General features: G+C 42.1%; 25 protein-coding genes. 11 read left to right on the top strand and 14 right to left on the bottom strand.

All coding sequences use genetic code 11. The features are described from left to right. Positions 1-93 precede the first annotated feature (93 nt). From AC58QO_RS10200 to AC58QO_RS10185, 4 genes are all read left to right on the top strand, one after another. Positions 94-1680 (top strand): alpha/beta hydrolase-fold protein, encoded by a 1587-nt coding sequence (locus tag AC58QO_RS10200; RefSeq protein ID WP_497265182.1) that lies wholly within the window; start codon positions 94-96, stop codon positions 1678-1680. Between the two features lie 352 nt (positions 1681-2032). Continuing rightward, a complete protein-coding gene (locus tag AC58QO_RS10195; protein ID WP_497265478.1) occupies positions 2033-2350 on the top strand; it encodes a thioredoxin family protein in 318 nt (105 codons plus the stop codon). A gap of 44 nt (positions 2351-2394) precedes the next feature. Next, positions 2395-2943 (top strand): pyridoxamine 5'-phosphate oxidase family protein, encoded by a 549-nt coding sequence (locus tag AC58QO_RS10190; protein WP_497265181.1) that lies wholly within the window; start codon positions 2395-2397, stop codon positions 2941-2943. An 82-nt stretch (positions 2944-3025) separates the two neighbouring features. Then, positions 3026-3505, top strand: coding sequence for a DinB family protein (locus AC58QO_RS10185; protein ID WP_497265180.1), 480 nt, complete (start codon positions 3026-3028; stop codon positions 3503-3505). Positions 3506-3863: 358 nt separating this feature from the next. Here the strand turns inward: AC58QO_RS10185 and msrB are convergent, their stop codons facing one another. From msrB to AC58QO_RS10150, 7 genes are all read right to left on the bottom strand, one after another. Then, positions 3864-4322, bottom strand: a complete 459-nt coding sequence (gene msrB, locus AC58QO_RS10180; RefSeq protein WP_497265179.1) for a peptide-methionine (R)-S-oxide reductase MsrB — start codon at positions 4320-4322, stop codon at positions 3864-3866. A 26-nt stretch (positions 4323-4348) separates the two neighbouring features. Then, positions 4349-5353, bottom strand: coding sequence for a peptide-methionine (S)-S-oxide reductase MsrA (gene msrA, locus AC58QO_RS10175; protein WP_497265178.1), 1005 nt, complete (start codon positions 5351-5353; stop codon positions 4349-4351). A gap of 346 nt (positions 5354-5699) precedes the next feature. Then, positions 5700-6137, bottom strand: coding sequence for a hypothetical protein (locus AC58QO_RS10170; protein WP_497265177.1), 438 nt, complete (start codon positions 6135-6137; stop codon positions 5700-5702). Positions 6138-6423: 286 nt separating this feature from the next. After that, on the bottom strand, positions 6424-7089 hold the full coding sequence (locus AC58QO_RS10165; RefSeq protein ID WP_497265476.1) for a response regulator transcription factor: 666 nt from the start codon (positions 7087-7089) through the stop codon (positions 6424-6426). Beyond that, entirely contained in the window at positions 7083-8300 is a 1218-nt protein-coding gene (locus AC58QO_RS10160; protein WP_497265176.1) for a sensor histidine kinase, read from the bottom strand. The genes AC58QO_RS10165 and AC58QO_RS10160 overlap by 7 nt, the downstream gene beginning before the upstream one ends. Positions 8301-8483: 183 nt before the next feature. Beyond that, the gene (locus AC58QO_RS10155; RefSeq protein ID WP_497265175.1) at positions 8484-8627 is read right to left on the bottom strand and encodes a hypothetical protein; all 144 of its coding nucleotides are present in this window, start codon (positions 8625-8627) and stop codon (positions 8484-8486) included. Positions 8628-8743: 116 nt separating this feature from the next. Beyond that, positions 8744-9940, bottom strand: coding sequence for an epoxide hydrolase family protein (locus tag AC58QO_RS10150; protein WP_497265174.1), 1197 nt, complete (start codon positions 9938-9940; stop codon positions 8744-8746). Between the two features lie 293 nt (positions 9941-10233). Between AC58QO_RS10150 and AC58QO_RS10145 the strand changes: the two genes are divergently transcribed. From AC58QO_RS10145 to AC58QO_RS10130, 4 genes are all read left to right on the top strand, one after another. Further along, positions 10234-10815, top strand: coding sequence for a CGNR zinc finger domain-containing protein (locus AC58QO_RS10145; protein ID WP_497265173.1), 582 nt, complete (start codon positions 10234-10236; stop codon positions 10813-10815). Between the two features lie 256 nt (positions 10816-11071). Further along, the gene (locus AC58QO_RS10140; protein ID WP_497265172.1) at positions 11072-12598 is read left to right on the top strand and encodes a spore germination protein; all 1527 of its coding nucleotides are present in this window, start codon (positions 11072-11074) and stop codon (positions 12596-12598) included. Continuing rightward, a complete protein-coding gene (locus AC58QO_RS10135) occupies positions 12585-13700 on the top strand; it encodes a GerAB/ArcD/ProY family transporter (protein WP_497265171.1) in 1116 nt (371 codons plus the stop codon). The genes AC58QO_RS10140 and AC58QO_RS10135 overlap by 14 nt, the downstream gene beginning before the upstream one ends. Continuing rightward, positions 13693-14790: a Ger(x)C family spore germination protein gene (locus tag AC58QO_RS10130; protein ID WP_497265170.1), complete on the top strand. Its 1098-nt coding sequence runs from the start codon at positions 13693-13695 to the stop codon at positions 14788-14790. Before AC58QO_RS10135 ends, AC58QO_RS10130 begins: the two co-directional genes overlap by 8 nt. An 89-nt stretch (positions 14791-14879) precedes the next feature. Here the strand turns inward: AC58QO_RS10130 and AC58QO_RS10125 are convergent, their stop codons facing one another. From AC58QO_RS10125 to AC58QO_RS10115, 3 genes are all read right to left on the bottom strand, one after another. Then, complete coding sequence (locus AC58QO_RS10125) at positions 14880-15932, bottom strand: metallophosphoesterase family protein (RefSeq protein ID WP_497265169.1); 1053 nt, start codon at positions 15930-15932, stop codon at positions 14880-14882. Positions 15933-16158: 226 nt separating this feature from the next. Then, a complete protein-coding gene (locus AC58QO_RS10120; RefSeq protein ID WP_497265168.1) occupies positions 16159-17226 on the bottom strand; it encodes a phosphotransferase in 1068 nt (355 codons plus the stop codon). Between the two features lie 169 nt (positions 17227-17395). Continuing rightward, entirely contained in the window at positions 17396-18328 is a 933-nt protein-coding gene (locus tag AC58QO_RS10115; protein WP_497265167.1) for a D-2-hydroxyacid dehydrogenase, read from the bottom strand. A gap of 133 nt (positions 18329-18461) precedes the next feature. On the opposite strand from AC58QO_RS10115, the gene AC58QO_RS10110 reads away from it, so the two are divergent. Continuing rightward, positions 18462-19295 carry a nicotianamine synthase family protein gene (locus AC58QO_RS10110; RefSeq protein WP_497265166.1) on the top strand — a complete coding sequence of 278 codons (834 nt, stop codon included), beginning with the start codon at positions 18462-18464 and terminating at the stop codon, positions 19293-19295. Between the two features lie 184 nt (positions 19296-19479). Here the strand turns inward: AC58QO_RS10110 and AC58QO_RS10105 are convergent, their stop codons facing one another. Beyond that, on the bottom strand, positions 19480-20370 hold the full coding sequence (locus AC58QO_RS10105) for an aldo/keto reductase (protein ID WP_497265165.1): 891 nt from the start codon (positions 20368-20370) through the stop codon (positions 19480-19482). A gap of 107 nt (positions 20371-20477) precedes the next feature. Further along, positions 20478-21467 (bottom strand): SDR family NAD(P)-dependent oxidoreductase, encoded by a 990-nt coding sequence (locus AC58QO_RS10100; RefSeq protein ID WP_497265164.1) that lies wholly within the window; start codon positions 21465-21467, stop codon positions 20478-20480. Positions 21468-21569: 102 nt separating this feature from the next. Between AC58QO_RS10100 and AC58QO_RS10095 the strand changes: the two genes are divergently transcribed. Continuing rightward, positions 21570-22121 carry a TetR/AcrR family transcriptional regulator gene (locus AC58QO_RS10095; RefSeq protein ID WP_497265163.1) on the top strand — a complete coding sequence of 184 codons (552 nt, stop codon included), beginning with the start codon at positions 21570-21572 and terminating at the stop codon, positions 22119-22121. Between the two features lie 320 nt (positions 22122-22441). Beyond that, positions 22442-22864 (top strand): GerAB/ArcD/ProY family transporter, encoded by a 423-nt coding sequence (locus tag AC58QO_RS10090; protein ID WP_497265474.1) that lies wholly within the window; start codon positions 22442-22444, stop codon positions 22862-22864. A 42-nt stretch (positions 22865-22906) separates the two neighbouring features. Here the strand turns inward: AC58QO_RS10090 and AC58QO_RS10085 are convergent, their stop codons facing one another. Continuing rightward, positions 22907-23683 carry an SGNH/GDSL hydrolase family protein gene (locus AC58QO_RS10085; protein ID WP_497265162.1) on the bottom strand — a complete coding sequence of 259 codons (777 nt, stop codon included), beginning with the start codon at positions 23681-23683 and terminating at the stop codon, positions 22907-22909. Between the two features lie 268 nt (positions 23684-23951). Beyond that, a complete protein-coding gene (locus AC58QO_RS10080) occupies positions 23952-24767 on the bottom strand; it encodes a GNAT family N-acetyltransferase (RefSeq protein ID WP_497265161.1) in 816 nt (271 codons plus the stop codon). Positions 24768-24799 lie beyond the last annotated feature (32 nt).

Genomic DNA, 24799 nt, shown 5'->3' with positions numbered 1-24799 from the left:
ATAAAAATACAATAAAGAAAATTTTTCCAAGGTTATAGTTATTAACAAGATTACTTTCCATCCATTCGACTCCAAAGGGGTGTCTTCTACAAGATGTATTTATCTCACCTATTAATCGTGTTATCTCTCAGTTTTTTGCTTACGGCTTCAGGTTGTTCAAGCAATTCACCCTCGTCAGACATACCGCTTATACATGTCAAGAAGTCGGTAGAGTTGAAAGTCGCTGCTGTAACGGCCAGTGGGGATGACGGTAATGTCCCTGAAAATACGGTCGACCATCGCTTCGACTCTCGGTGGTCAGCCAATGGAGATCGTCAATGGGTCCTGTATGACTTGGGCTCAACAAGTTCTATTTCATCCTTACAAGTGGCCTTCTATCAAGGGAACACACGCAGTTCATCCTTCGATATCGAGCTATCCGATGATGCACAAACTTTCCGTAAAGTGTTCTCTGCGAAAAGTTCTGGAACATCTAACGAAATGGAAACATTCGAATTTCCAGAGATCGAAGCTCGCTATGTACGTATTCTCGGGCATGGTAACTCAACTGGAAACGGTTGGAACAGCATCTCGGAAACCTCGATCTTTGGGAAGAATGAGAATTCTGCAACAGCATCGGAAATTCCCTCCATTCCCGAGCAATTACAAGTAGTGGCAGGAGACAGCGAGGCTTATCTCTCATGGACACCAGCCAAATCTGCCGAAAAGTATGTGATACAACGCAGCACGATGCCTGAAAGCGGTTTCGAAACCATTCATAACTTTATATCCACTACTATGTATACCGATGCCAATCTGATTGATGGCAAAACCTATTATTATCAAGTCGCAGCAGCCAATGCGTTGGGGGAAAGTAAATATTCACCTGCTGTGTCGGTACAACCTGAGTGGAAGAACACCTCCGCTGACATGTCACAATCCTCACAGCTGAAACGCATCACGTTCCAGAGTACCGCTTTAGGTAAAGACATGCTTCTCAGTTTGTACCTGCCTAAAGGTTACGATGCCAATAAGAAGTACCCTGTTTTATATCTATATCACGGTTTCAACGGTAATGAGACCAACTGGATGCCTGGGATTGGAATCGAGAAAAAGGCAGATGAACTCATTGCTTCCGGCAAAATTGATCCTATCATTATCGTAGCCCCTCAAGCAGATAACGGATATGGCCTTAACACACCTAAAGTAGGCATCGGAGGTCAATATGAGGATTACATCACTCAGGAAGTTATACAATTCATAGATTCCCATCTGAGTACAATTTCAAACCGTGAAGGACGGTATATCGGCGGTCAATCCATGGGGGGATTTATTAGTTTACACAGCGCATTTCGTCATCCTGATTTATTTAGCAAAGTAGGCGGACATATGCCGGCTGTCTGGCTTGATGATTTTTCGAAAGTCGGAGACTTGAAGACCTTCCTGTATCCTACTGATGAGATTAGACAAGAAAGAGACCCGCTGATCATCGCCAAAACTGCTAAACTTCAACAAATTCAGGTCTATCTGGATTGTGGTGATCAAGATGATAATAAATTTTATGAAGGCACGGAGAAGCTCCATCAACTGCTCACTCAGCGTGGCATCCAATCTGAATATCATCATAGTTCGGGTAAACATGATAGCAATTATATTCGAGCAAATGTGGAGAAATATTTGATTTTTTACGCCGGAAAATAAGTTTCTTCTCAAAATATCATTCAAAAAAAAAAGGGTATCCTAGAACTTATCCCATTACAGTGTTCGCACTAGTTATCGGTTAAGGAGGATACCCTTTTCGCTTTTTTATTGTCCCCTATTATCGTGCCTCAACTCCTTTTCTTTTATGTGGGGCATCTCCATTTGTAACAACCAAAATTAATTTATCTAGTTACTTGCCAACCGTCATGGTTCATGTTATAGTATGACTCGTAACCAGTGTAACTTAATTTAATGGTTACAATTACAAGATGGCAGCTATCGATGTCGAGAAATTTCTAGAGCATAACGAAAACCATTAATTCACAATATATGGAGAAGGGAAATGATAACCATGGAACGGATTCAAACAAAACAACAATTTCAAGAGAAAATCAATGGTGAAAGCTACACGATCATGAAATTCGATGCAACTTGGTGTCATGATTGTAAAAATTTAGAACGATTTATTGGTGATATTATAAACGAACATTCGGATAAGCAATTCTATGCGGTTGATTCCGAGCAATTCGAAGAGCTTACCGAAAAATATGACGTCAGAGGAATTCCCAGCTTGCTGGTATTTAAGAATGGGGAGAAATTAGCGCATCTGCACAGCAAATTTGCAAAGACACCTGCACAAATCCGAGAGTATTTGGATACGATCAATTGATTCGTAATTTACCAATCTCCACTAATTGAAAGGCGATGAATACGATGTTTCCACTTCGCAATGTGAAACGCAGCTCGACGGATACCGACAAAATCCAGCACTTTCTTAATCAAGCCCAGATTGGATTTCTCGGCCTTTCTTCAGAAGATGTCCCTTATGTCATTCCACTCAATTTCTCTTTTCTGAACAACGCCATTTATTTTCATGGGGCCGAAGAAGGAAGAAAAATCACTTATATCGAGCAAAACCCTCGAGCCTGTTTCACCATCAGCGAAAATTACGGAACCATCACGAGCCCGATACCCGCTAAAACGGATACCGCCTTTATGAGTGTCATCATTGAAGGCAACTTGGAACGAGTAACGGATTTAGATGAAGCGACGGCCGCCATGCAGGTCATGCTGGACAAATATGTGCCAGGTTATTACGATAAGCCGCTGGGGCGAACTCATTTGGATCGATACGTTTCCCCGCTAGGGAGTAAAACCGCAATCTTTAAATTAAGCGCGGTCGATTTGACGGCCAAAGAGAAAGCAGAAATCCCCGATCGCATGTTCTATGAAGGTAGAAGCGTCCAGAACGACAAGGCTTAACGCCTCTTTTCAAAGAGAAATGTCGGATAAAGGATTAAAATAGAGAAACATTTAAATCATAAACAATTGAGGAGCGATATAGATGACAACAATTATTTTCGAAGAATTGATCAATATTAGAACAGAAACACTGAAAGCATTCGAAGGCCTAACTGAGGAACTCGCGGATCGCATTCCCGCTGGTTTCCGCAATAATATCCGTTGGCACCTTGGTCACATCTATTTCGTTACGGAGTACTTAGCGCTATCGCAACTGAAGCTCCCGCTTCATCTGCCAGAAGGGTTTATTGATCGGTTCGTTTCCGGAAAGTCGCCGTTAGACACGTACCCTGCTTCACTTCCTAATCCAACATTGCCAGAACTGAAAACACTGTTGACAGAGCAGCTGGATAGAATTCGCAAGCAGTATCCGATGGATCGCTTGAACGAAAATGTAGCCGCGATTAATACGTCCACGGGACTCGCTCGAGTAACTCCAGAGCAATCACTCCGCTATAACCTGTACCATGAAGGTTTGCACTTCGCAACCCTTTCTACTTATAAAAGATTATTGTCCCAATAATAGCAAAGGTGAAAAATAGCCTCTCTATGAGAGGTTCCTAATACATTTCGTCGAAATAGAAAAAGGTACAATCACTTCCAAGAGGAAGCGCTTGTACCTTATTTCTATCTACTTTCCATTGATCCATTATTCGTTACCTATGCTCTCATCCGTTGCCAATCGTCTGCGAATGCTGGGGGGGGAGCTCGCTGGGTACGATGGGCGCTGAACATAACCGGCGGCATCATGCCGTAGTAAGCGGCCGCGGCCGTTCATGCACCACCATCTGAGCAGGCATTACATCCGATAATAGAAAAAGGCGACTTTGCATTCAAGTTGAATGCTAAAGTCGCCTTTATTCATTTAAAATCAGCGCACTTTATTTATTGCTGAATTGCGCGACATAAGCGCCATATCCTCTTTTTTCAAGATCCGCTTTCGGAATGAATTCCATAGCTGCGGAATTCACGCAGAATCGTAAACCCGTTGGTCCAGGTCCGTCCTTGAACACGTCGCCTAGGAAAGAATCCGCATTCTGGCTTCTAACCTCGGTCCCCAAAAAATCTTTACGTTTAAGTACAACGCTGTTTGATTCCAATGGCTTTGTAAAGCTAGGCCACCCTGTACACGCATCGAATTTGTCCTTGGAGCTAAACAACGGCTCACCCGAAACGATATCTACGTAAATCCCCTCTTCCTCGTTATCCCAATATTCGTTACCAAACGGCTGCTCGTCCATGCCATGCTGAGTTACGTTATACTGGAGTTTAGTCAACGTCTTCAACTTATCTTGTTTGTTAAAATCTCTATTAAATCCTTGATTTGAGCTAGTTTTCATTTCTCCATCACTCCCCCAAATAGTGTTCAGAAATTAAATCCGCGACCTGAGAAGAACTCACTCAACCTGTACCTTTTTGTTGAGCGGGCTTTTTCGTAATAGTCCTGATGTTCGTCCTCGGCTTTGTAAAACGTGTTTGCAGCAGCGACTTTCGTCACAACCGGTTTATTAAACCCTTTGGATGCTTCCAATTGCTTTCGGGATGCTTCTGCCAACTCTTGTTGTTCATTACTTGTGAAAAAGATGGCTGATTGACTGCGCGTATCCGTAGGATCTACGTTTCGCCAGAAAACTCGGAGCAACTCATCATACGTAATCACATTCGGATTATAATGTACTTCGACCGATTCGAGATGGTCCGTTGTATGAGAAACGACTTCGTTATAGGTCGGATTTTTTTTGATTCCACCCGTATAGCCGGAATACACACTAGAGACGCCGTCAAGCTTCTGGAAAGTATCTTCCATGTACCAGAAGCAGCCACCAGCAAAAATAGCAGTGTCGGAAGAACGATCAGAGTTTTCATTATCCGTCTTCAAAACATCTTTAACCCCGCTTTGAACCTCGGCAACTTTCGATTTCAGAGATTTCATCATGCCGTAAACGATTCCTTGGTGATAGAACAAATGCAACGTAGTCGAGTAGATGAGTTCTCCGATATTTTGGGCTTGCAAGGAGTTCTCTTTCACGGGTTCATCTAGTCTATCCTTCAACGTCTCGTTGACAACATTTCGAAGTTCGATCAGCTTGGCCATTAATATATCCCACTCAGGGGGTTCTTCTTTCCATTTCGTAGGTTTTGAACCGTAAGCGAAAAAGGCTTTATAGTTTTCCGGAAGGCCCATAGGCTGCTCGGAAAGACCGAGTACATCGTATTCTGTAATGAAGAGAACGTGTCCCAAATGCCAATGAATGTTGTTTTTAAATCCTTCTGGAATAACTCTGCGTTTCTCCGGCGGACATTGATTGAAAACATTAATCAATTGATTCACGTGTTTGTTAAATATACGAAATGTGAATTCATCTCTCATTTTATTACCCTCCATTATAATTATTTAAATAATTAATGCGGGATGGAGAATCCCATCTCTTTCTCTTAGTAATTCAAAAAACAATTAATTTCCGTAAAAGATCCAACCAATAAAATAATGAGAAGAAACACAATGATTATTAATTTTTGTTTTTTTAAATTCATTCTCCAATACACCTCCGTGGAATCTATTGGGGATAATTGTAACTCTCTATTTTAATATAAATGGTTACAAATCATACTTTATCACGAACTGCAAAAAATTACAAGTAACTATCTACAATTAATTTATAAGTTACAAGAGGTAGGTGTGACAAATAGCAACTATGTCGACATTAGCTCACTGCTTAGGTGTCCTTATACTGCGACTTCCAAATCATTTGATTTAGAGTGGAATTGGATTGACTTTTGTTTGGGTTTTCCATATCAAAAAACTCGCAGCAGACTTCCAAATGCTCGGTCAAACTAACTGAATCACTTTTGCTACTAATCTCATCTAATCTTTTGACCAGCGCAGTTGCTTCATCAAACATAGTGGCGCGGCCTATATATGAAATAGAAAATTCCATCAAGTAATAACCGTTTCCGTTCTCTTTTTCCGTATTCAAGATCAGGGTTACATCCGGTGACGAATAATCTTCATCTTCATCTTCAATTTGATACGAATAAATATGAATTACCCACATTTTAGAGCATTCACCGCAATAACAATTATCATGCTTATGTTTTTCCAGTTCAAACCAGCCCTTTTTCATGCAATCTCTCCCTTTTTCAACTATTTCCATACTCTCACTTCCACTCATGTGTCGTTTGCATCTTTCAATTTTGCCTCACTCGGATAACTTTCAAGAAAAAAATAAACCGTTTGAAAACAACGGTTTATTTCATCGTTTGTTAATAAATAGGAATAGGCTTGCATCGAAAAGCACTCTTTCTAATATTCACAGTTTAACATGGATAAAAAGAAATCAAATCTGTGAAAAGTCATGAAATGCATAAAAAAGAGGCCAAACATTTGATCGTAAACCATGATAAACTTCATGATTCCGTGCCAAAAGTCATGCCCCAAATTCAAATAAGATAACGTACGGAAAATACAGCTGCTTGCGTCCTGTCGCGTAACCCCAACTTCGCTATCAGATTGGAAACGTGATTCTTCACGGTACCTTCCGTCAGATACAGAGAGCTAGCAATTTCTTTATTATTGTGTCCTTGACCTAATAATGCGAGTACTTCTTTCTCTCGTTCAGTCAAAAGCCTCAGCACATCCGGCTCATTTTTACTTAATGAGTGTTCCTTACCCAGGTTCATATCTGACATTTTTTTATATTCCTTGAGAAGCATCCTCGTGATATCGTGTTGAAACACCGTTCCTCCAGAGTACACTGATTGAATAGCACTAATTATCGCCTCCGACGGCATATCCTTCAATAAATATCCATGAACGCCTTTCTCCAATACTTTCAAAATGAGTTCTGCATCATCGAATGTTGTAAGAATCAATACCTTCGTCCTTGGACAGTGCTTAAGGATCAATTCTGATCCTTCTATGCCATCCATTCCCGGCATTCGAATATCCATTAAAACGACATCCGGTTCCCATTCGACTACTTTAGCAAAAGCATCTCTCCCATCCTCGGCTGTTCCAACTACTTCCATCCCCGGCTCCAAACCGATGATAGTCGCAAGACCGTCTCTCATCAGCCGCTGATCGTCGACAATCAGGATTTTCAATATTGTCGCTCCAATTCCGTTTTAGAATAAGGAAACTTAACTTCAACTGCAAAGCCTGTCTTCTGATCCATCCTAAAATGTACTTCTCCGTGCCACTCCTTCACCCTTTCTTGCAAATTCTTCAAACCAAACCCCATTTTAAGTTTAGCAGGCAACTCTCCATCATTATGTATACTAAGTGATAAAACGGTTTGGGCATAGTTTAACAAAATAAGAGCTTTGGTCGCATGTCCATGCTTCTGAGCGTTGGTAAGGGACTCCTGTACAATTCGATAAGCCGTTAATTGAAGATCTCCAGGAAGGGCGACGGGGATACCTTCGACCTCAAAAATGGTATGCACCTTTGCAAATTTGGTAAACTCTTCTGCTAAGCTTTTAAGGTTTTCATTCAATGATGTAGATGTAATAGGCTCGTCTCGTATAGCCCTTACGGAAAGACGTACCTCTTGTAAGGCAGACCTAATTAACTCCTCACCTTCCAAGTATGCTTGCTCACTACGTAAAGTATCCAAGCTGCTTAACTTGCGTGCCACTTGCATTTGAACCAACAATGCCGTCAGTTTATGGCCAACCGTATCATGAATATCACGTGCAATTCTCACTCTCTCCCTCGCTGCTGCCCACTCCTCTGTCTTGCTTACATACTCTTGCAGCCGCTCATGGGAATGCATCAATTGTGCATACAGTTGTATGGTGTCCATACGTGCTTTTTGATGAAATTTAATCAAGATACTCACAATACATGCGAACACAATGAACGAACAGGAAATATAATAGCTTGTTTCATCAAACCGTTGATACATATACCAATCTATGCTGCCCATTGTAACCACATAAAGCAAAAGCAACAGTATACAAGAGATGATGAGAACTCGGGTATTTTTTGCAAACATGAAGATCGCTAAAGCCGTAATTCCGTTAAATAAATCATTGGGGAAATTGCCGCCAATATAAACATAGCCATAGGAGGCAGATACCAAGAAATCGATGATCAGCAGGTGCAAAATCCATTGTTTTTTTATGCTGGAGTAATATAGATTAACGAAAAGAAAAACCGTCAAGGAGAATACAACAATGCTTAGTGTTCTAAAGATTGCGAGCGAGTGTTCCAAATAAAACGCCCCTGCCAAGACTAAATCGAAAACGAGCTTCAGCCCGAAAAGCCATCTCAATGAAAAAGGATTTCTCCATACGCTTTCAATTACTTTCAGCATCGTATATAACTCCCATATCATTCAACTTCCAAGTTAACTTGTGTGAAACTCCGAAGCTTTGAGGAGACTATCGGACGGTTAAATTTCTACTTCTAAGTATACATAGCCGCAATTTAGTTTTTACCATAACGCGATGTCCTATGAATAAAAAAAAAGAGGCTGCTGCGAAGCAAGCCCCTTTTTTTATTGTTTAGAATTCCATGCGTCACTAAATCCGCGTGTATAGGCCATATAGAACATTGCTTTCATTTCTTCTGTAATCCCTGGGTACTTCTTGATTAATTTAGATAAACGTGCTTCCATGAGTTCAATCTCTTCTGGTTCCATTTCTTTTCACCCTTCATATTTATAAACTTGTTTTGCCTAATCCAATAAACCCAAAAAGGAGCTGCCTCTCGGCAAACTCCTTCACTTTTTTTACCGTGAGGCTGTAGGCTACTTGATTATTGTATCGACTTGAATGCGACGCGGAGTTCAGATGTAAGAAGCTCTGGTTGTTCCCAGGCCGCAAAGTGTCCGCCTTTTGGAAGTCTGTTGTAGTGGATTAGATTCGGGTATGCCTTCTCTGCCCAGCTCTTCGGAGCTTCATAGAGCTCATCCGGGAATACGCTAACGGCAACTGGAATTTTTACACCTTTGACACCGAAGAAGGAGATTCCAGCTTTACCGTTCTCTGCGTAGAGACGAGCCGCAGAAAGCGCCGTGTTCGTAAACCAGAAGAGCGAGATGTTATCGAGAATGTCGTCGCGTGATAAGCCTTCATTAACTCCGTCAAATGATCTCACGATCAGGGCTAGGCTCTTCCAATCGTGGTCAATCATAAAGGCTGCTAAACCGATAGGCGAATCCGCCAGTCCAGTCAACGTCTGAGGGCGCGTTCCCATGATAAAGGCGTAATAGAATTTATTTTCGATGACTTGCTCGTATGTTTTCGTCTCTTCGTCAGAGAGTCCGGATGGCAATGGGTTACCGGACCAGATGGCCGCATCAACGTCGGCCGGAATCACGCCAGCCATGTTGGTGTGAATGGCTAGTAATCCCTTAGGTTCCTGAACCCCCATCATGTCAACAACGACCGCCCCCCAGTCACCACCTTGCGCAACATACTTCTCATAGCCGAGACGAGTCATGAGTTCGCCATAAGCGCTCGCAATGCGTTTAGGATCCCAACCAGTTGTGGTCGGCTTACCCGAAAAACCATAGCCAGGCATCGATGGAATAACGACATGGAAAGCATCCGCGGCGCTTCCGCCATGCTCCGTAGGGTTAGTAAGCGGTTCGATAAGCTTCATTTGCTCGATAATCGAACCCGGCCATCCGTGTGTAATAATGATCGGCATCGCATTTTCATGCTTCGAACGAACGTGAATGAAGTGAATGTCCAACCCGTCGATCTCAGTAAGGAATTGCGGCACAGCGTTCATTTTCGTCTCGATTTTGCGCCAGTCGTAGTCGTTTGCCCAATAACGTGCAAGTTCTTGGATTGTTGCTAGTGGCACGCCTTGCGATTGATCCGAGACTGTTTCCTTCTCAGGCCATCTTGTAGCGTTAATACGATTGCGCAAATCAGTTAATTCCTCTTCTGTAATATTCACTTGAAACGGTCTAATAGCATACTTGTTGATAGTTGTTTGTGTCATTTTCATTCTCCTTCTTATTGTTTGATTTGTATTTTGTTGTTCCCAGTAAAATAGTTTTATGCAGTATATACAATTTAAGAGTTCAATTTGTAACAACTAATTTCATATTAACTGGTTACGAGAATGTAATATATCATGAAGTATTTGTTTTATCAAGTAACTATCTAAAAATAATTAATTAGTTACATTTGATTCGATTAAGATTATCGACCAACCACATGGACACTAGCTAAGTTATGTATTGGGTGTTACAATAGAGACATTCCACATGAAAACAAGGGAGTTGCGATGCGATGTTATGGGACGATTTTTTGAAAAGCGACTATCACGACTGGAGAGGCAGCGGTCATTCCGAAGACCGACTGGACAAGCCGGAATGGTTGGAACAATTGCTAGCCATTCACAACCTTCCCTATCCGGGCGCTACGTCCGCGGATGAATTGGATCAACTGAAACGGTTGAGGGGGCACATGCTTCGGATCGTCCAAAAACTGACGGTGAATGAGTCCACGGACCCTATCGACCTAGAGGCGCTGAACCGAGCGCTGTCCGACGGACCGATGATTCTGCGCATCGCGGAATCGGCTTCGGTGTTTCGGTTGGAATCCACTTACTTACAATCTGGCTGGTCCCGTATTAGAGCGGAGATAGCCGCTTCCTTCGGTCACCTACTTGCGGAAGGTGACCCCTCCCGCTTGCGCATTTGCGGCAATCCGGATTGCCGTGCGGTTTACTATGACGAAACCCGTAACCGTACCAAAAGGTTCTGCGCCGATAATGTTTGCGGCAACTTAATGAAGGTCCGGCGGTTCCGCGCACGCCAAAAAGCTGCCAAAACCGAAGGCACCTTGACACAAGACTCGATCGAAACCTGAATCCATTAAAAGTGCAAGCTACGAATAGATAAATGTCAAAGATGCCTTGGTGGGGAATTATCCCTACAGGGCTTTTTTTTGTTAGAACGTGTAATTCACCTGATTCCGATTAGCGCTGCAATTTGAATGCCGCTGATGTTCGTTCAAGCCTTGATAGTCTGTTGATTCAAGAATTTTGTATTGGTGTCTATATACATATTTGTAGAATTTATGGTTCATATTATAGCTAATGTTAATTTCAGAGGTAGGTACTTACATGGTGCGCTTTCGAACAAAAATCAAAAAAATTATCCTAAAGGATACAACTACAGATATTAGGAATCCACATCATATGCATGAGTCGAATAATAATATAAAAGCTTCTAATGAAAAAACAAAGACAGAAGCTAATATGGAAAAGACACTTGCGAAATTCGAGGATAGTTTTGACCTTGTTCACCGTTCATTTCATCAAGCTACTATTCACCTTATATATTTAAATTCATTAGTAGATTCCAGCACATTAGAGTGGGAAATACTTTCACCATTAAGAGAAATGTCATTCCAAGATTTCGGAAAATCCCTTCAACAATCCCTTTATAAACGAGTAAATAATCAAGAGGAAATCATACAAGGAATATTAGACGGCAATGTGACCATGTTCACTGGGGAGTATATCTATTTAATAAATGTGTCTGGATTTGAAGAACGTGCCATTTCACAATCTGAAACAGAAACTGTAATCAGTGGGCCACATGACTCTTTTAATGAGGCATTAAAAACGAATGTATCGTTGATAAGAAGACGAGTCAGAAGTTCTCGCTTAAAAATGATTACGTTATCTGTCGGGGAAATTTCAAGAACAAAAGTTCTAATCATCTATATTGAAGGTATTGCAAAAATGGATTTTGTAAATCATCTGAAAGAAAGGATTCAATCGATTAAAGTTGATTCCATAACTGACTCCAATGTTTTGGTTCAAATGTTAGATGATCATCAAAACTCCCCATTCCCTCAATTTTATACCACGGAAAGACCAGATATTGCTGTGACAAAACTATATGCTGGAAAGATAATTGGACTTGTCGAGGATAGTCCAAACATTTTTTGTACGCCTTCCAGTTTCTCTGATTTTTTCGAATCACCAGATGACTATAATCAGCGTTGGACTATAGGAACAGCGGTTAGGATTCTACGATACTTCGCATTATTTATTACCTTAGTACTTACAGCTTTTTATGTCTCTATTTGTACATTTCATTACGAGATGATTCCACAATCCCTTCTACAAAGCCTTATGCAGTCTAGAAGTAGAGTGCCTTTTGCCCCTTTCGTTGAAGCTATGTTTTTAGAAATAGTAATTGAACTTTTAAGAGAAGCAGGTGCGAGACTGCCTACAAAAATTGGTCAAACAATTGGAGTAGTAGGCGGTATTGTGATCGGCCAAGCAGCTGTTGAAGCTGGGGTTACCAGTAATATCTTAATCATTGTTGTTTCTGTATCGGCCATAGCTTCATTCATAGTACCCAGTTATATTATGAGTTCTTCCGTTAGAATCATTAGGTTCCTATTTATTGTAATGGCAGGATTTTTGGGTAATATCGGCATTTTCTTTGCATTAGGAATATTTATCATCCACTTAACCGGGTTAACAAATTTATCAGCACCTTATGTTAAGCCTGTTTCTGCAACCTTCTTCAAAAATTTGATGAAGGGCATTGTGAGAGGGCCTTTTTATAAAATTAAAAAGGGGCAACCGGTACATTCTTTGATGCAAAACGATGGTGAAAATGAGAGGAATTAAAGGTGACAATATGAAAGAACGGCTCAATCTACTTCAACTGTCTTTACTTTTCTATAGCATCCAAAATGGGCTTGTCTTGTATACATTACCTCGAGTAACTGCCGAATATTTTGGAACAAATGGTTGGTTAAGTATTATTTTCATTTTCGTACTCGTAACTATGAATATTACGATGATTGCAATCAGTTATAAGCTGGGTAAAGGAAGGTCAATTTTTGAAATCATTGAGGAAACAGTTCCCAAGTGGGTAATGGTGCCCTTCTATTTGTTTATCATTTGTGTTTGGATTGGAATGGCAAGCATGATTATGAGGGAATATATCTTCATCATGAAAATAATGTTTTATCCAACATTACCTGCCATATTTTTTGTCATATTCTTTACTATTCTTAGTTTTCTATTATTAAGAGGTGGTATCTACCATATTTCTAAAGCACTTGTGGCGTTATTCTTCATCGTGATTCCAATGATTGTTTTGCTTTTTTATCTGATTCCAGAATTTGATTTTGCACGTTTCACGCCTTTCATTTTTAAAGGAGAAACAGATTTTTTCAAGGGGACTCTTCGTGTTTATTCAGCATTCTTAGGTATTGAGGTTGCCATTCTTTTTTTCCCTTTTGTTGAAAAAAAATGGACGAAAGCACTTTTTATTGGAAATATTCTCTCAACGTCCATTTATTTAATTATCACCTGTATAAGCTTTGGCTTTTTTAGCTTCGATCAAATATTAAATGATCTATACCCTGTTATGACATTGTTTGAATATACAGAAGTTTCTTTCATTTCACGCGCTGAGAATCTTTGCTTTTGTGTTTATGCCTTCAAGGTATTATCAACAACTATCATATATTATTGGGGAGCTCAGCAATTTTTCGGGAATATGGTAAAAAATGTAAAATCCAATGTTTGGATTATTATCATACTAGCAAGCGGTTTTATACTTGCATTGATTCCAGATTCTATGTTGGATGTTAAAAAAGCGTTGAACTTATTGAGTAATTATTCAATCGGAATTGCTTGGGCATTACCTATATTCGTATTATGCAGCCTGTCTATTCAAATTTATAAAAAAAAGATGACTAGGGAGACAGATCATGCATAATAAAAAACTTGTATTGATCGCAATTTGCTGTTTGTTAGTAACAGGTTGTGCAGAAAGAAATATTATTGAAGAATTGGCCATACTTGAAGCAGGTGCTTACGATTTGTCGGAAAGTGATGTAAATCCAATAAAAACAACAGTCCTTTTTCCCACTGTTACTAAAGCAGGATTGGTTGATACAATGACGCTTACTGCTAACGGTAAATCCGTTCATGATACTTTCCTAAAAATCCAAAATTTAACCAATTTAAAGTTAGTTGGAGGACAGGGTACGATTCTCTTTGGTGAGGAACTGTTGAAAAAAGATCTTATCAATGTTGTGAAGTCATTTACAAGGGATCCAGAAATCGGAACTCGCGTTAAATTTGCTATCGTGGAGGGAAATGCAGGGAATTTACTAAAAAAAAAGTTACCCTCTGTCGAAGATAATGCTGAGTTTCTTTACACGTTCTTGGATAAGGCAGGCAAACAAAATAAAGCTTTAGTTACAAATAAATATCGTTTTTTAAGAGATTATTATGACGATGGTATTGATCCGGTACTACCCGTTTTTTCATCTGAAGGCGAGAACATTGAATTAAAAGGATTGGGTATTTTTAAAGGAGATCACTATGTTACACGCCTAAACTTAAGTGAAACACAGATCTTTAATTTATTAATGGATGACATCAAAAATGGCAGATTAATGATTAATATGACGACTGAAGAGTCAGGAGAAAATTATCAGCTTTTGTTAAATGCTATTAATTCTAAAAATGATAAAAAAATGAACACAGGAAATATGTCGGTCGAAATCACTTTAGATGTAAAAGGAAGCGTCCTTGAATACACAGGCACCATGGATATAACTCAAGAGAAGTATCAAAGAGAATTGGAAAAACAGGTTGAAAAATATATAATAACCAGTTCAGAAAAGCTGTTAGCCAAATTACAAAAAGATCAAACAGATCCTATCGGAATAGGAAAGGTGGTACGCAATCATTTAACATATGAAAGATGGAACAACATGAACTGGAATATGACTTATTCAAACTTGAATATTAAAGTAAAAGTAAAGGTAGATCTGACTCATATCGGAAAATCAAAATGAACTGAAAAACCTTGAAATCATTTGATCGGAAAAAACATAAAATGCAGCCCCTATTTTTTCATTTTAGGGGCTGCCTTTAATCCGTTAAATTAACTGATAGGTACCTTGTAATTAGCCGATTCGATCCATGTCTGATCGGAAAACTCTCGACCACGAACCACCACTTCGTTGTTGTAGACCTGAACGTACATGCCTTGTGCTACATTTGGGTTGTCGCTACTACGTGTTTTGCCGACAGAAGCATTATTGAACCAGTGAAATGAGTTCTGTGTATTATAGTGACTCTCCGTCGCAAAGTTACGGTGGGTGTGCCCAGACAGCACATAAACATTCTTATACGGCGCTAAGATTGCCCGAAACTCCCTTGCTCTGAGCAATTGGGGCGGTTTCCCATCCGTATCCGGCGCCGGTAACGGCTGATGGATGAAGATGAAAGCGGGCTTTCCATCCGCATGGGATTTCATCGAATTCTCGAGCCAAGCAAGCTGCTCATCCGAATACCATGCGCCCTCCCCGACCTCTGGTTTCTCCTGCACATACGTCTCTTGGGACATCATAATCAGATGAACATCATTGATCCAGACATCCTTGTACGGCTTATCCTTGTAGCCGAAGAACTTCATGAACCGTTCACGGGCCATCGCATCGGTTTTCCCATTGGGCACCGTTTCTGCGGACCAGTCTCCCTTACCGTTTATCCAAATGTCGTAATAGTCGTGATTGCCCATATTTGCGTATAGTGGCGGCAGCTTGTAGTTATCCAAAACTTTTCGAAAAAGCTTATAATCCTGTTCCCGGCCTACATCTGTGATATCTCCTCCGAAAACAATCGTATCTACCGGCGACTCGAAGCGACTAATATCTTTCAACGCCGAATGAAGCTTATCCGTAATCGTAGAGGTTCCATTGTTGGAAATATGCACATCACTAAGAAGGAAAAAGGATAGCATTAGTCGATTGTCTTCAGAGGCGACCGGATCTGGTTGAGCGGATTCTTGGGGGATTGCTTCCTGTCCCGCAGCCTCAACTACGGGTCCGTTCGTCTCCCGGCCTTTCAAGATTTGCATAAGCAGAGTCCCACCACCGGTTAATGCAACAGCGGCTGCAAGTAATCTTTTGACAAACTGTCTTCTAGAGATCATATGAACCTATTTCCCCCTCTTTCTGTATGCCGTCATTGTTTACTCATAAAAGCACGCAAGCACGGATCGTCTTGTATATTAAGTTTATATAAATTTTATCATATTGTAATCTCAATTTTACTAAATTCATCAAATTTTCTACGATCATTCAATCCTGTTTTCAGACTTAGCTGCACTAAAGATAAATAAAAAAGACTGTCGATCGTGTCGACAGCCTTGACGCAATTCAAACGATCCCGACAGCTTCCCATACCTTCCAATCTTCAAAGGAGGTTTTTACACGGTCTAAGCATTCTTCGATCATTCGAATCTGTTCTTCCGTATTAGTGAAAAAATATCCACGAGCCTCTAACATCCTAAATCCACAGTAAAAAAGCGCAATAGAATAATCGCGGCGAAGCTCGTGCATGCTGTATCCAGTCACACCGCTATCTCTCAATTCGCTATGATAGTGATTTAGCAGGTTATGTTCGGTTTCTCGACGGAGCTTGGAGGGTATTGATTTGCCGAGCAAATTAGCCAAATCGTAAGCCCCTTTGATCCTTGCTGTCATTTGCCAGTCAATAACAGCGGCTAACTCATCGTTATCATCAAAGAACAAATTTCCAAAATTACAATCCCCGTGGATAAAGGTTACATGTGCTTCAGTCTCAGAACTTTGAAGACGCCTGGCCGCTGCTATGATTTTGTCGATATTCACTGATACATAATCTAAGAAATCATCTTGCACAGCTTGGGAGAGTTTCAGAATGCCGGGCTTGAAGTACTCGCGGGTTGCGATAGACAGTTGACTCACGTGCCCTTTTATCCATGGTGCATCTGGAATTGGCTTTTCCCACCACTTTCCGTGAAGCCGTGCAAGGAATGTGACCGTATTCATCAAGCGTTGCTCAATGACTCCATGTTCCGAGCTTCCAGAGTGATACTGACATAGGTCTTCAAGCACAAGAATGAAGGATCTCTCCTCTGGATTGCAGTAACTGAAGTAGCATTTAGCAAGCGGAAATAGGCTTGGTTCTGCAAGGTCGGATTGATAAAAGCCATGCTCAGATGCATAAAAGTAATGATGAATGAAATCAGGCACCGTTTGCGATGCGAATTTTACAATCACAGACTTCGGAGCTCCTGATTCGGCGTTCGAATCAAATGTTAGACGGACTCGTTTAAGCGGAGCTGTCATCCCCGTGTTTTCAAAAACAGGTTCAACCTCGAAATCAGAAAGCGTCCCATAATCACTAAAAATCTCCTGCAGCCACTGAGCAGTCAATTCTCTTTCGTTTTTTGGAATCTTCATGTACATGTCCTCCTTAAGCTCAGCTAAAGATGGCTAAGGTTTGCCACGATCGCAACATTATAGATTATTCGTCTGACTGATCGAATAGAATGGAAATAGCGGCTTACATGACTATCCACCTGAAGTATCCTAAAGGATCGATATAAAATCGCCTTCCGAATTATCTGATCTAATATCCACGGCTTACTTCCACCGAATGGCTAATTCGTTCTTGTCCGCTATCCATTTCTCCTAGCACGGCGAGCAATTCGTTCATCGCTTCATCCAATCCGGTAATGGCAGAAATATGCGGTGTAATAACCACATTCGGATGAGACCACATCGGCGATTGTACGGGCAGAGGTTCCTCACGAAATACATCAAGAACAGCTCTGCGCACCTGACCTTGTTCAATCGCCCCAAGGAGTGCATGTTCATCTACAGAAGCTCCCCGGCCTACATTAATAAAACCTGCACCATTCATGCAGGAAAACAATCGCATTTCGAATAATCTTTCGGTCATTGGTGTTAAGGGCAGCGTGTTAATAACCCAGTCGGCTTGTGTTAACACTGCGTGCACCTCGGTAATCGGAAGGACCCTATCAAAATGACAGTTCGAAGCGCCGCTGCGAGAAATTCCGTATACGGTTACCCCGAATGTTCTAAGCATCCTTGCCACTTCCGTACCGATCGTTCCGGTACCGAAAATGACAATGTTCAGCTGCTGCAGTAGCTTCTGCTGTGAAGGCAGCCATTGTCGTTGGGTCTGATACTGTTGAAAATTATCATGAAGCTGTACATCGGCAAGGATATAACTTAAGCAATATTCGCCTATTTTTCGTCCGAAGCTGCCGATCGTACGCGTCAATAATACATCCTTTTTCCATTCACGATTATATAAAAATGAGTCCACGCCAGCTCCGAGCGCATGAACCCACCGTAACCTACCAAAATGAAACGACTCCGTCGGTTTAAATGCCACATAACCATCAGCCCAGTCGAAGTGATTCGGACTTACCTGCGCCTCTGGAAGAAACAGATACTCCCTCTTCGTGTCTAATAAAGCTAGCCTCTCTAGATCTTTGTACATCCGTCCAGTCACGATAATTTTTTTAATATCCACAACCTTGCCCCCTCAGAATCCGTTAAACTCCGTGATAGTAATCTATTGTACCACGGTAGGTTCTCTTTTTTAATAGACCGAATATATATTGGGTTCAAGCAATTGAACGAAACTGGACTGGAGGTAATCGCTTATGGAAAATTCTATAACCGCACCATCTAAGCGGATATCAGATTTGATTACACTTGTTAAGAAGACCTATGATATTCTTCACCGAGAGTCGGATCTAACCCCTTCAAATCCCGCGATCACGAAAACAATTTCTAACCTGGCACAGGTGATCAGGCAACCATACACACCAGAAGAAATCAGGTATGTCATAGGTAATGTAGACATCGCCATTTTGCAGAAAAGTTTGCTTGAGAAGCTGTCTGAAGCCGAGTTCCAGATGGAGTTGTTCGACTCCCGTCACCTCTGCAATCAGTTCGAACTTGGATTAGCCAGTCTTTTCCGATATAAAAACTGGGGGAATTATGAAATTCTTGTTGGTGAAGAGCTAAAGCAACTCGGCAGGCTCAGTCGGCCGGAAGAGATATTTTCACCTATCGTCTTTGTCGGAAGTGGACCTTTACCGCTGAGTGCTGTGATGCTCCATTTGAGGCTGAATATGAGCGTCATTTGTGTGGATATTGATCCGTACGCATGTGAGGCTGCGCGTTTATTGTTGGAACGGATCGGCCTAATCGATAAGGTGCATGTTGTACTGGAAGACGGAGCGTTGTTCGATTATGCTTCGTACCAGCACGTGTTTATCGCAAGCCTTGTATCGCGTAAGGACAAAGTGCTTGAGCAAATCCGCCGCACGAATGCGGACACCTTGGTGGCAATTCGTACGGCGGAAGGCACTCGCCAACTGATGTATGAAGCGATAAATGAGCAGGATATGTCCGATGCCGGATGGCGTCTGCTTGGTCGGACATCGCCACTGGCAGACAGAGTTATCAATTCAACTCTGTTCTACCGCTAAGAATGCTGTAGGATTCTACTATCCTATACCAATGACAATCCCGTTGAATAACAATAATATCTGCCTTTCCACCTCAATAAACCAAGCAGGTCGCCGCGGCGCCTGCTTGGTTTGTCTGCCTTATTAAGCTAACGTTCCGCATAACTTAATGACTAACTAGCTTTACCAATTTATCTACATGTTATCAATCGTCCTCAGGGATAAGTTTGGTTATTGCTGCTACTTCTTCCGGCGCCAAACGGATGCTCACAGCTGCGAGATTCTCCTTAAGGTGATCAATACTGGTTGTCCCGGGGATTGGCAGCATCCGCGGCGAACGATGCAACTGCCAAGCTAGGGCGAGTTGCTGGATTGTGACGCGATGTATCTCCGCTATGGGGCCAAGAACGTCTTGGAACCTTTTGCCTTCCTCGCCCGATGGCACGGCAGCCGGATGCCGCGGCGAGAAGATGATACCGGCTTCATCTGCCACCTTGAGCAATGCTGCGCCGAGCCGGGTACCAATGTTGTAATGAGCCGTGACAGCGGCGATCTCGGTGATGCTCATTGCCGTCCGAAGCTGGTCAGCACTGATGTTGGACAGGCCAATGTGCCGGATTAGACCTTCCTTTCGCATTCCTGCAAGTGTTTCGATGATCTCCTCGAAAGGCACGTCTGTCATCGTCGGTGTATGCAAATAGTAGAGATCGATGTGATCGACACCCAGACGCCGCATACTCATGAACGCGCACTGACGTAAGTAATTCCGATTACCCACAGCGCTCAAGTCGGTGTACTCCGGACCGCCCCTTACGAAACCGCCCTTGGTGGCGATCACAAGATTCTTTGGATAAGGGTGAAGTGCTTCGCGGATGAGTTCCTCGTTAGAGTGTGGACCGTATACGTCTGCGGTATCAATGAAGTTGACGCCCTGATGGATCAACTCGTGCAGCAACGCAATCCCTTTATTGCGATCAGGATAGTCGCCCCAGACCTTCGGTCCGGTCAACTGCATAGCGCCATACCCAATCCGGTTTACAGTCAGTTCACCACCGATTGTTACCGTAAGCGGAATCTCATTAGGTGTTTTTTTCATAGTTCAAATTGACACCTTTGTGTAAAACCTTATCTGTGTCGAACGACTGTTTTTATTTTTTAGTCTCCCTCCATCTCACCAAGTTATTTGTTCTATTCTAATGAGAATCAATCGAGACTCCGAGAAATCGTTCCACGAGGAATGTGCAGCAGATCTTCACTGATCGTCCAAAGCTTTTCTGCCATCACTGGATCGATAGCCCACGAACGGACTCCACTTTGCAGCGGGCTATCGTCCGATACGACCTCCGCGATATCACCGTCTTCGCAATAAACGCCTCCTTTGCCGTTCAGCATCGGACTGACTGCGCACCATACGGAAGTAGCCGCGCCTTGCTCAGCGGTTTTGAAACCTCCAGAAGACTTATAGGTGCCATCTTCGTTCCGTTCTACTCCCCAAGCGGCTAAATCCTCATTGCTCAAGTGTCGGGCCAAACCCGATAGGATGGCACCAGGATGAACCGCAAAAGCGCGCACTCCGTGTCCTCTTCCTCGTTTGTCGAGCTCAATGGCAAACAACGAGCACGCGGTCTTCGATTCGCCATAGGAGACAACCTTGTCGTAATGCCTCCTATTGAAATGCAGATCGTCAAAATCAATAGGTCCTGCCATATGGCCGATCGACGAAAGAGCAACAACCCTAGCGTTCCCCGATCGCTTCAGCGATTCCCATAAACCGATCGTAAGTTGAAAATGTCCTAGGTAATTCGTCGCGAAATGGGTATCGAATCCCCGCTCATCTTTAATCGTCGGAGGGAAACTAACGCCTGCATTCAAAATTAAAATGTCGAGAGCACGATTGGAACTGCGGAATACGGCGGCAAACGCGTCGATTGAGGCAGGATCCGCAAGATCGAGTCGAATCACCTCGACATTTTTCAGCGGTTCGAGCACTTCTTGCGCTTTATTTATATCACGGGCGCCGACAATAACGGTTGCACCGGCTTCTACAAGTGCGCGCGTTGTTTCCAGCCCGATGCCTCCATGTCCGCCTGTGACGATTGCCAATTTTCCAGTAAGGTCTTGTCCAGCCAGTACCTCTTGCGCAGTCGTTTTGGGTCCAAATCCCGACAGCAACGGTTTTTGTTCGGTTGTCATGTTGTTTGCTCCTCTGAAATTTAATTAGACACAAAACATAAAATGTCTATGTGTCTATACTATACAACTGGACAAAGTTTGTAAAGTGTATAAAATGGATATATGGACAATAAAAAGAAACTGGATATTATTGCAACGGCGTTAGAGGTGTTCTTCAAGTACGGATACAAACGGGTAGCAATGAATGAAATTGCGGAGGCCGCGGGCATTTCGCGTGCAGGTCTCTATTTGTACTTTAAGAGTAAGGAGGAAATTTTCAACGCCGCGATTGTTCACCACGGCGATATCCTCATAGAGGAGATTGAGAAAGGGCTGTTGTCCCAAAAAACTACGAAAGACAAAATTTTATTTGCCCTTGAAGTATGGGCGATCCGTAATTTCGACGAATCGCTGCACTCTCCGGAATATAAAGAAATAACGGACAGCTCATACCAATTTGCCCGGGAGGCGCTCGACACAAGCTACGGCAAATTGGAAGTCTTGCTTGCCGCTTTGCTGGAAATGTATCCTACTACCGCAACCGCTATTCCTCCAGTGAGATTGGCACATCTGGTAACAAGCGCATTGCGCGGTTTTAAAACGGTCGCCAAGAGCTCGGTCGAACTTCGCCATATGATTCAGGATTTACTTAAATTCGTCTCTTCCGGTCATTAGGGAAAGTCATCGTTCATCACTCCATATGGAGCGCGGTATTGTAAGAGGTTAGCCAGTTTTTACTGGTTGACCTCTTTTTTTATGGTGAATTTATCCGTAGCCACATCGTTAAGACTCTGACCAATAGTCGGGTCCTTACATTGAATAACTTAAGTTCAACTAGTAAATACTCCCATTAAGACTTTGAATCACTCTGACTCGGCAAAGTGGAAACCAAATACAAACGGATACAATCGATCCTTCAGTTGCTCGGAATGTGACCAATCTTCGGCCGCGCGTTTCGTATGTAGGTGAAGATCCTCGTGAATTTTCGGGACAATATGTATTTATCCTTGGGTACACTAGGCTTTAATCTGTTCAAAATATCCTCGTTTCCTTTTTTTCAATCCATCCAGTTGGTCAAATTCGGAGAATACCTGGAACGAATTGAGATTATCATTATCAGCATTTGGACCATTTTTACACTTTTTGAGATCATTATTGTTCAATATGTTGTTATAAAAATATTGAGCAAAATATTCGGTTTAAAGGATACGAAATCCCTCATTTTACCTGTAGGAGCATTACTGTTTGCTATATCCATGAAAAGTTTTCTACACCTGACAGATTTGATTACTTATGACACTGAGATCCTTCCATTCTCAATTATTTTGCCGGTCATTAGCGTTAACCTTTTATTAGTGGTGCTATCCTGGATGAGGAAGCGCAAGACGAGACCGACCTTACAAAGGACAAGCGAGTGAGGTTGAGTAAAATTTTGTAACTATCTCCCGTAAGCGGAATAGTCAATTTAGTTTTACAGCCTCTGATTTCGGCTTGACAAGCTGGCCGGATATTTTCTGAGCGACCGCATCTGCGATCGCACGGTAACCTGCTTCATTCGGATGGATTGTATCCTGCATGAATGGATGCTCAGGCCGAACCTGACGTCCGAACACGAGGCTAGGGATATCGAGAATATCGACTCGCGGATCATAATCCTTGAAGCTACTATACACGTCCCAAAGCTGATCCGAGTAAAGCTGCGCTTTTTCAATGTCTATATGAATATAGCTCCAGCGATTCACTGAGAGGAATGGATTCGGTATACGCAGCAGAACCCCACCATGTGTTTCTTTCAAGAGCCTATCCACAACGAGCTTAAGATCGGTTTTAATCTGCGTAGGACTGCTTTCCCGAATATCGTTGATCCCATAAGAAATGACATACAAGTCTGCCTGGTCTCTTATCACATTGTCGAGCGTATTGCCGTGGGTGGCGATTTGGTTAACAAAATGATGCAGCGTATTGCCGCTTGAGCCGCGGTTGCGGATTCGTGCCCCTTCGAGAACGCCTCCGGGAGCCACATAGAACTCGGCCAGCTGTTCATATAGTCCCTGCGCGGCATCTGTCGTACTATCACCGACGAAATTGATCTGCTTACCTGATTTGGAACTCTGATAGAACGTTTGAATCGAATCGATCGTCTTCCCGAAGGATGAAACTGGGAGCAGAAGCGGCAGCGAGAAGAGCAAGGGGAACGCCAAACCAAGTTTCCACCAGTTGAGTCTGTAATGTATCATTCTAATCATTCCTTTCTGTGCAAAAGGTGAAATGCCATTATATTACTTATGTAAATATGCTTCCTCCATAAGGTTCCCAGTGTAACTCCCTTCATTCACTTCCAAGGTGATGCGAAAATCATTTAAAGAAGAAAAATGGCACCCATTTAGGTGCCATTTGTGCTTGTTATGTTTGAAGTAACTGTTCTTGATATTTTAATTCCTATAAAATGGAAACTACCCATAGAGACCTCCTGAAAAAGTAATCGGAATCATATATGTTGCTCACTCACTCCGGTAATGCTCTCCATAATGATTTCGTGTAAGCAGTCCGCAACCCTATACGCTCCATATTAGCCTTACTAATTGACCCAAAACTCGCCTGACTTACGATCAGATCACAGTCAAGTTGTGCTGCTTCATTTATCCGTGTAGACAGTAAAGCAGATTGACAACCTCTTCCCTGAAAATCTGGCAACGTTGCCGCAGCAGCAAGTGAGCCTACTCCATCTTGAACAAACAGAACTGCTATAGCTGCAGGTATGCCATTATAGCTAGCTAAATAAAAATGCCACCCCGTTTTGTTATAAAGAATATGATTGTTTTTAGCTACAGCAACTGATAAAAATTCAGGCATTTTGAAGGCTTTTGTGTATATTTTACCAAATATACTGAACTCATTTTCGTTAAGTTTCCGTACGGTCAATGCATCATTTAAATCGCTCATGTGCTCTTTAGCCTCTGCAATACCATATAACGATGAATGGAAACCATATTGATAGAATCCCCGTTCAGCCAATTTTATGAAAAGTTCTGAGTTAACATCACATGGAGTAATGTCAATTCTGCAAGAGGCGTTATAGTTACGATAGAATTTTATGATGTCATCTAGAACATCAATTGTAGAACTATCCAATCCCCTAACAGAATTGAAATAAGGATCCGGAATTCCTTTAACAATAAAGGCAGTAGCACTGCCAAATTTCTCGATATGTACATCCTGTGGGTTTCCATCTAGATTCTTAATGGCAGATAAACGTGATTGAAGTGTATTAGTTTCAGCTGTTTCCACTCTTTTTGCTGTAGAAATTGTAAAAGGTGTCATTTGCATCTCCCCCATCATTTATTACCTAAAGC

This window comes from Paenibacillus sp. J31R30 (assembly GCF_059692115.1).
Note: the sequence above shows the minus strand (reverse complement) of the source record. Positions and strands in the feature narration are given on the sequence as shown.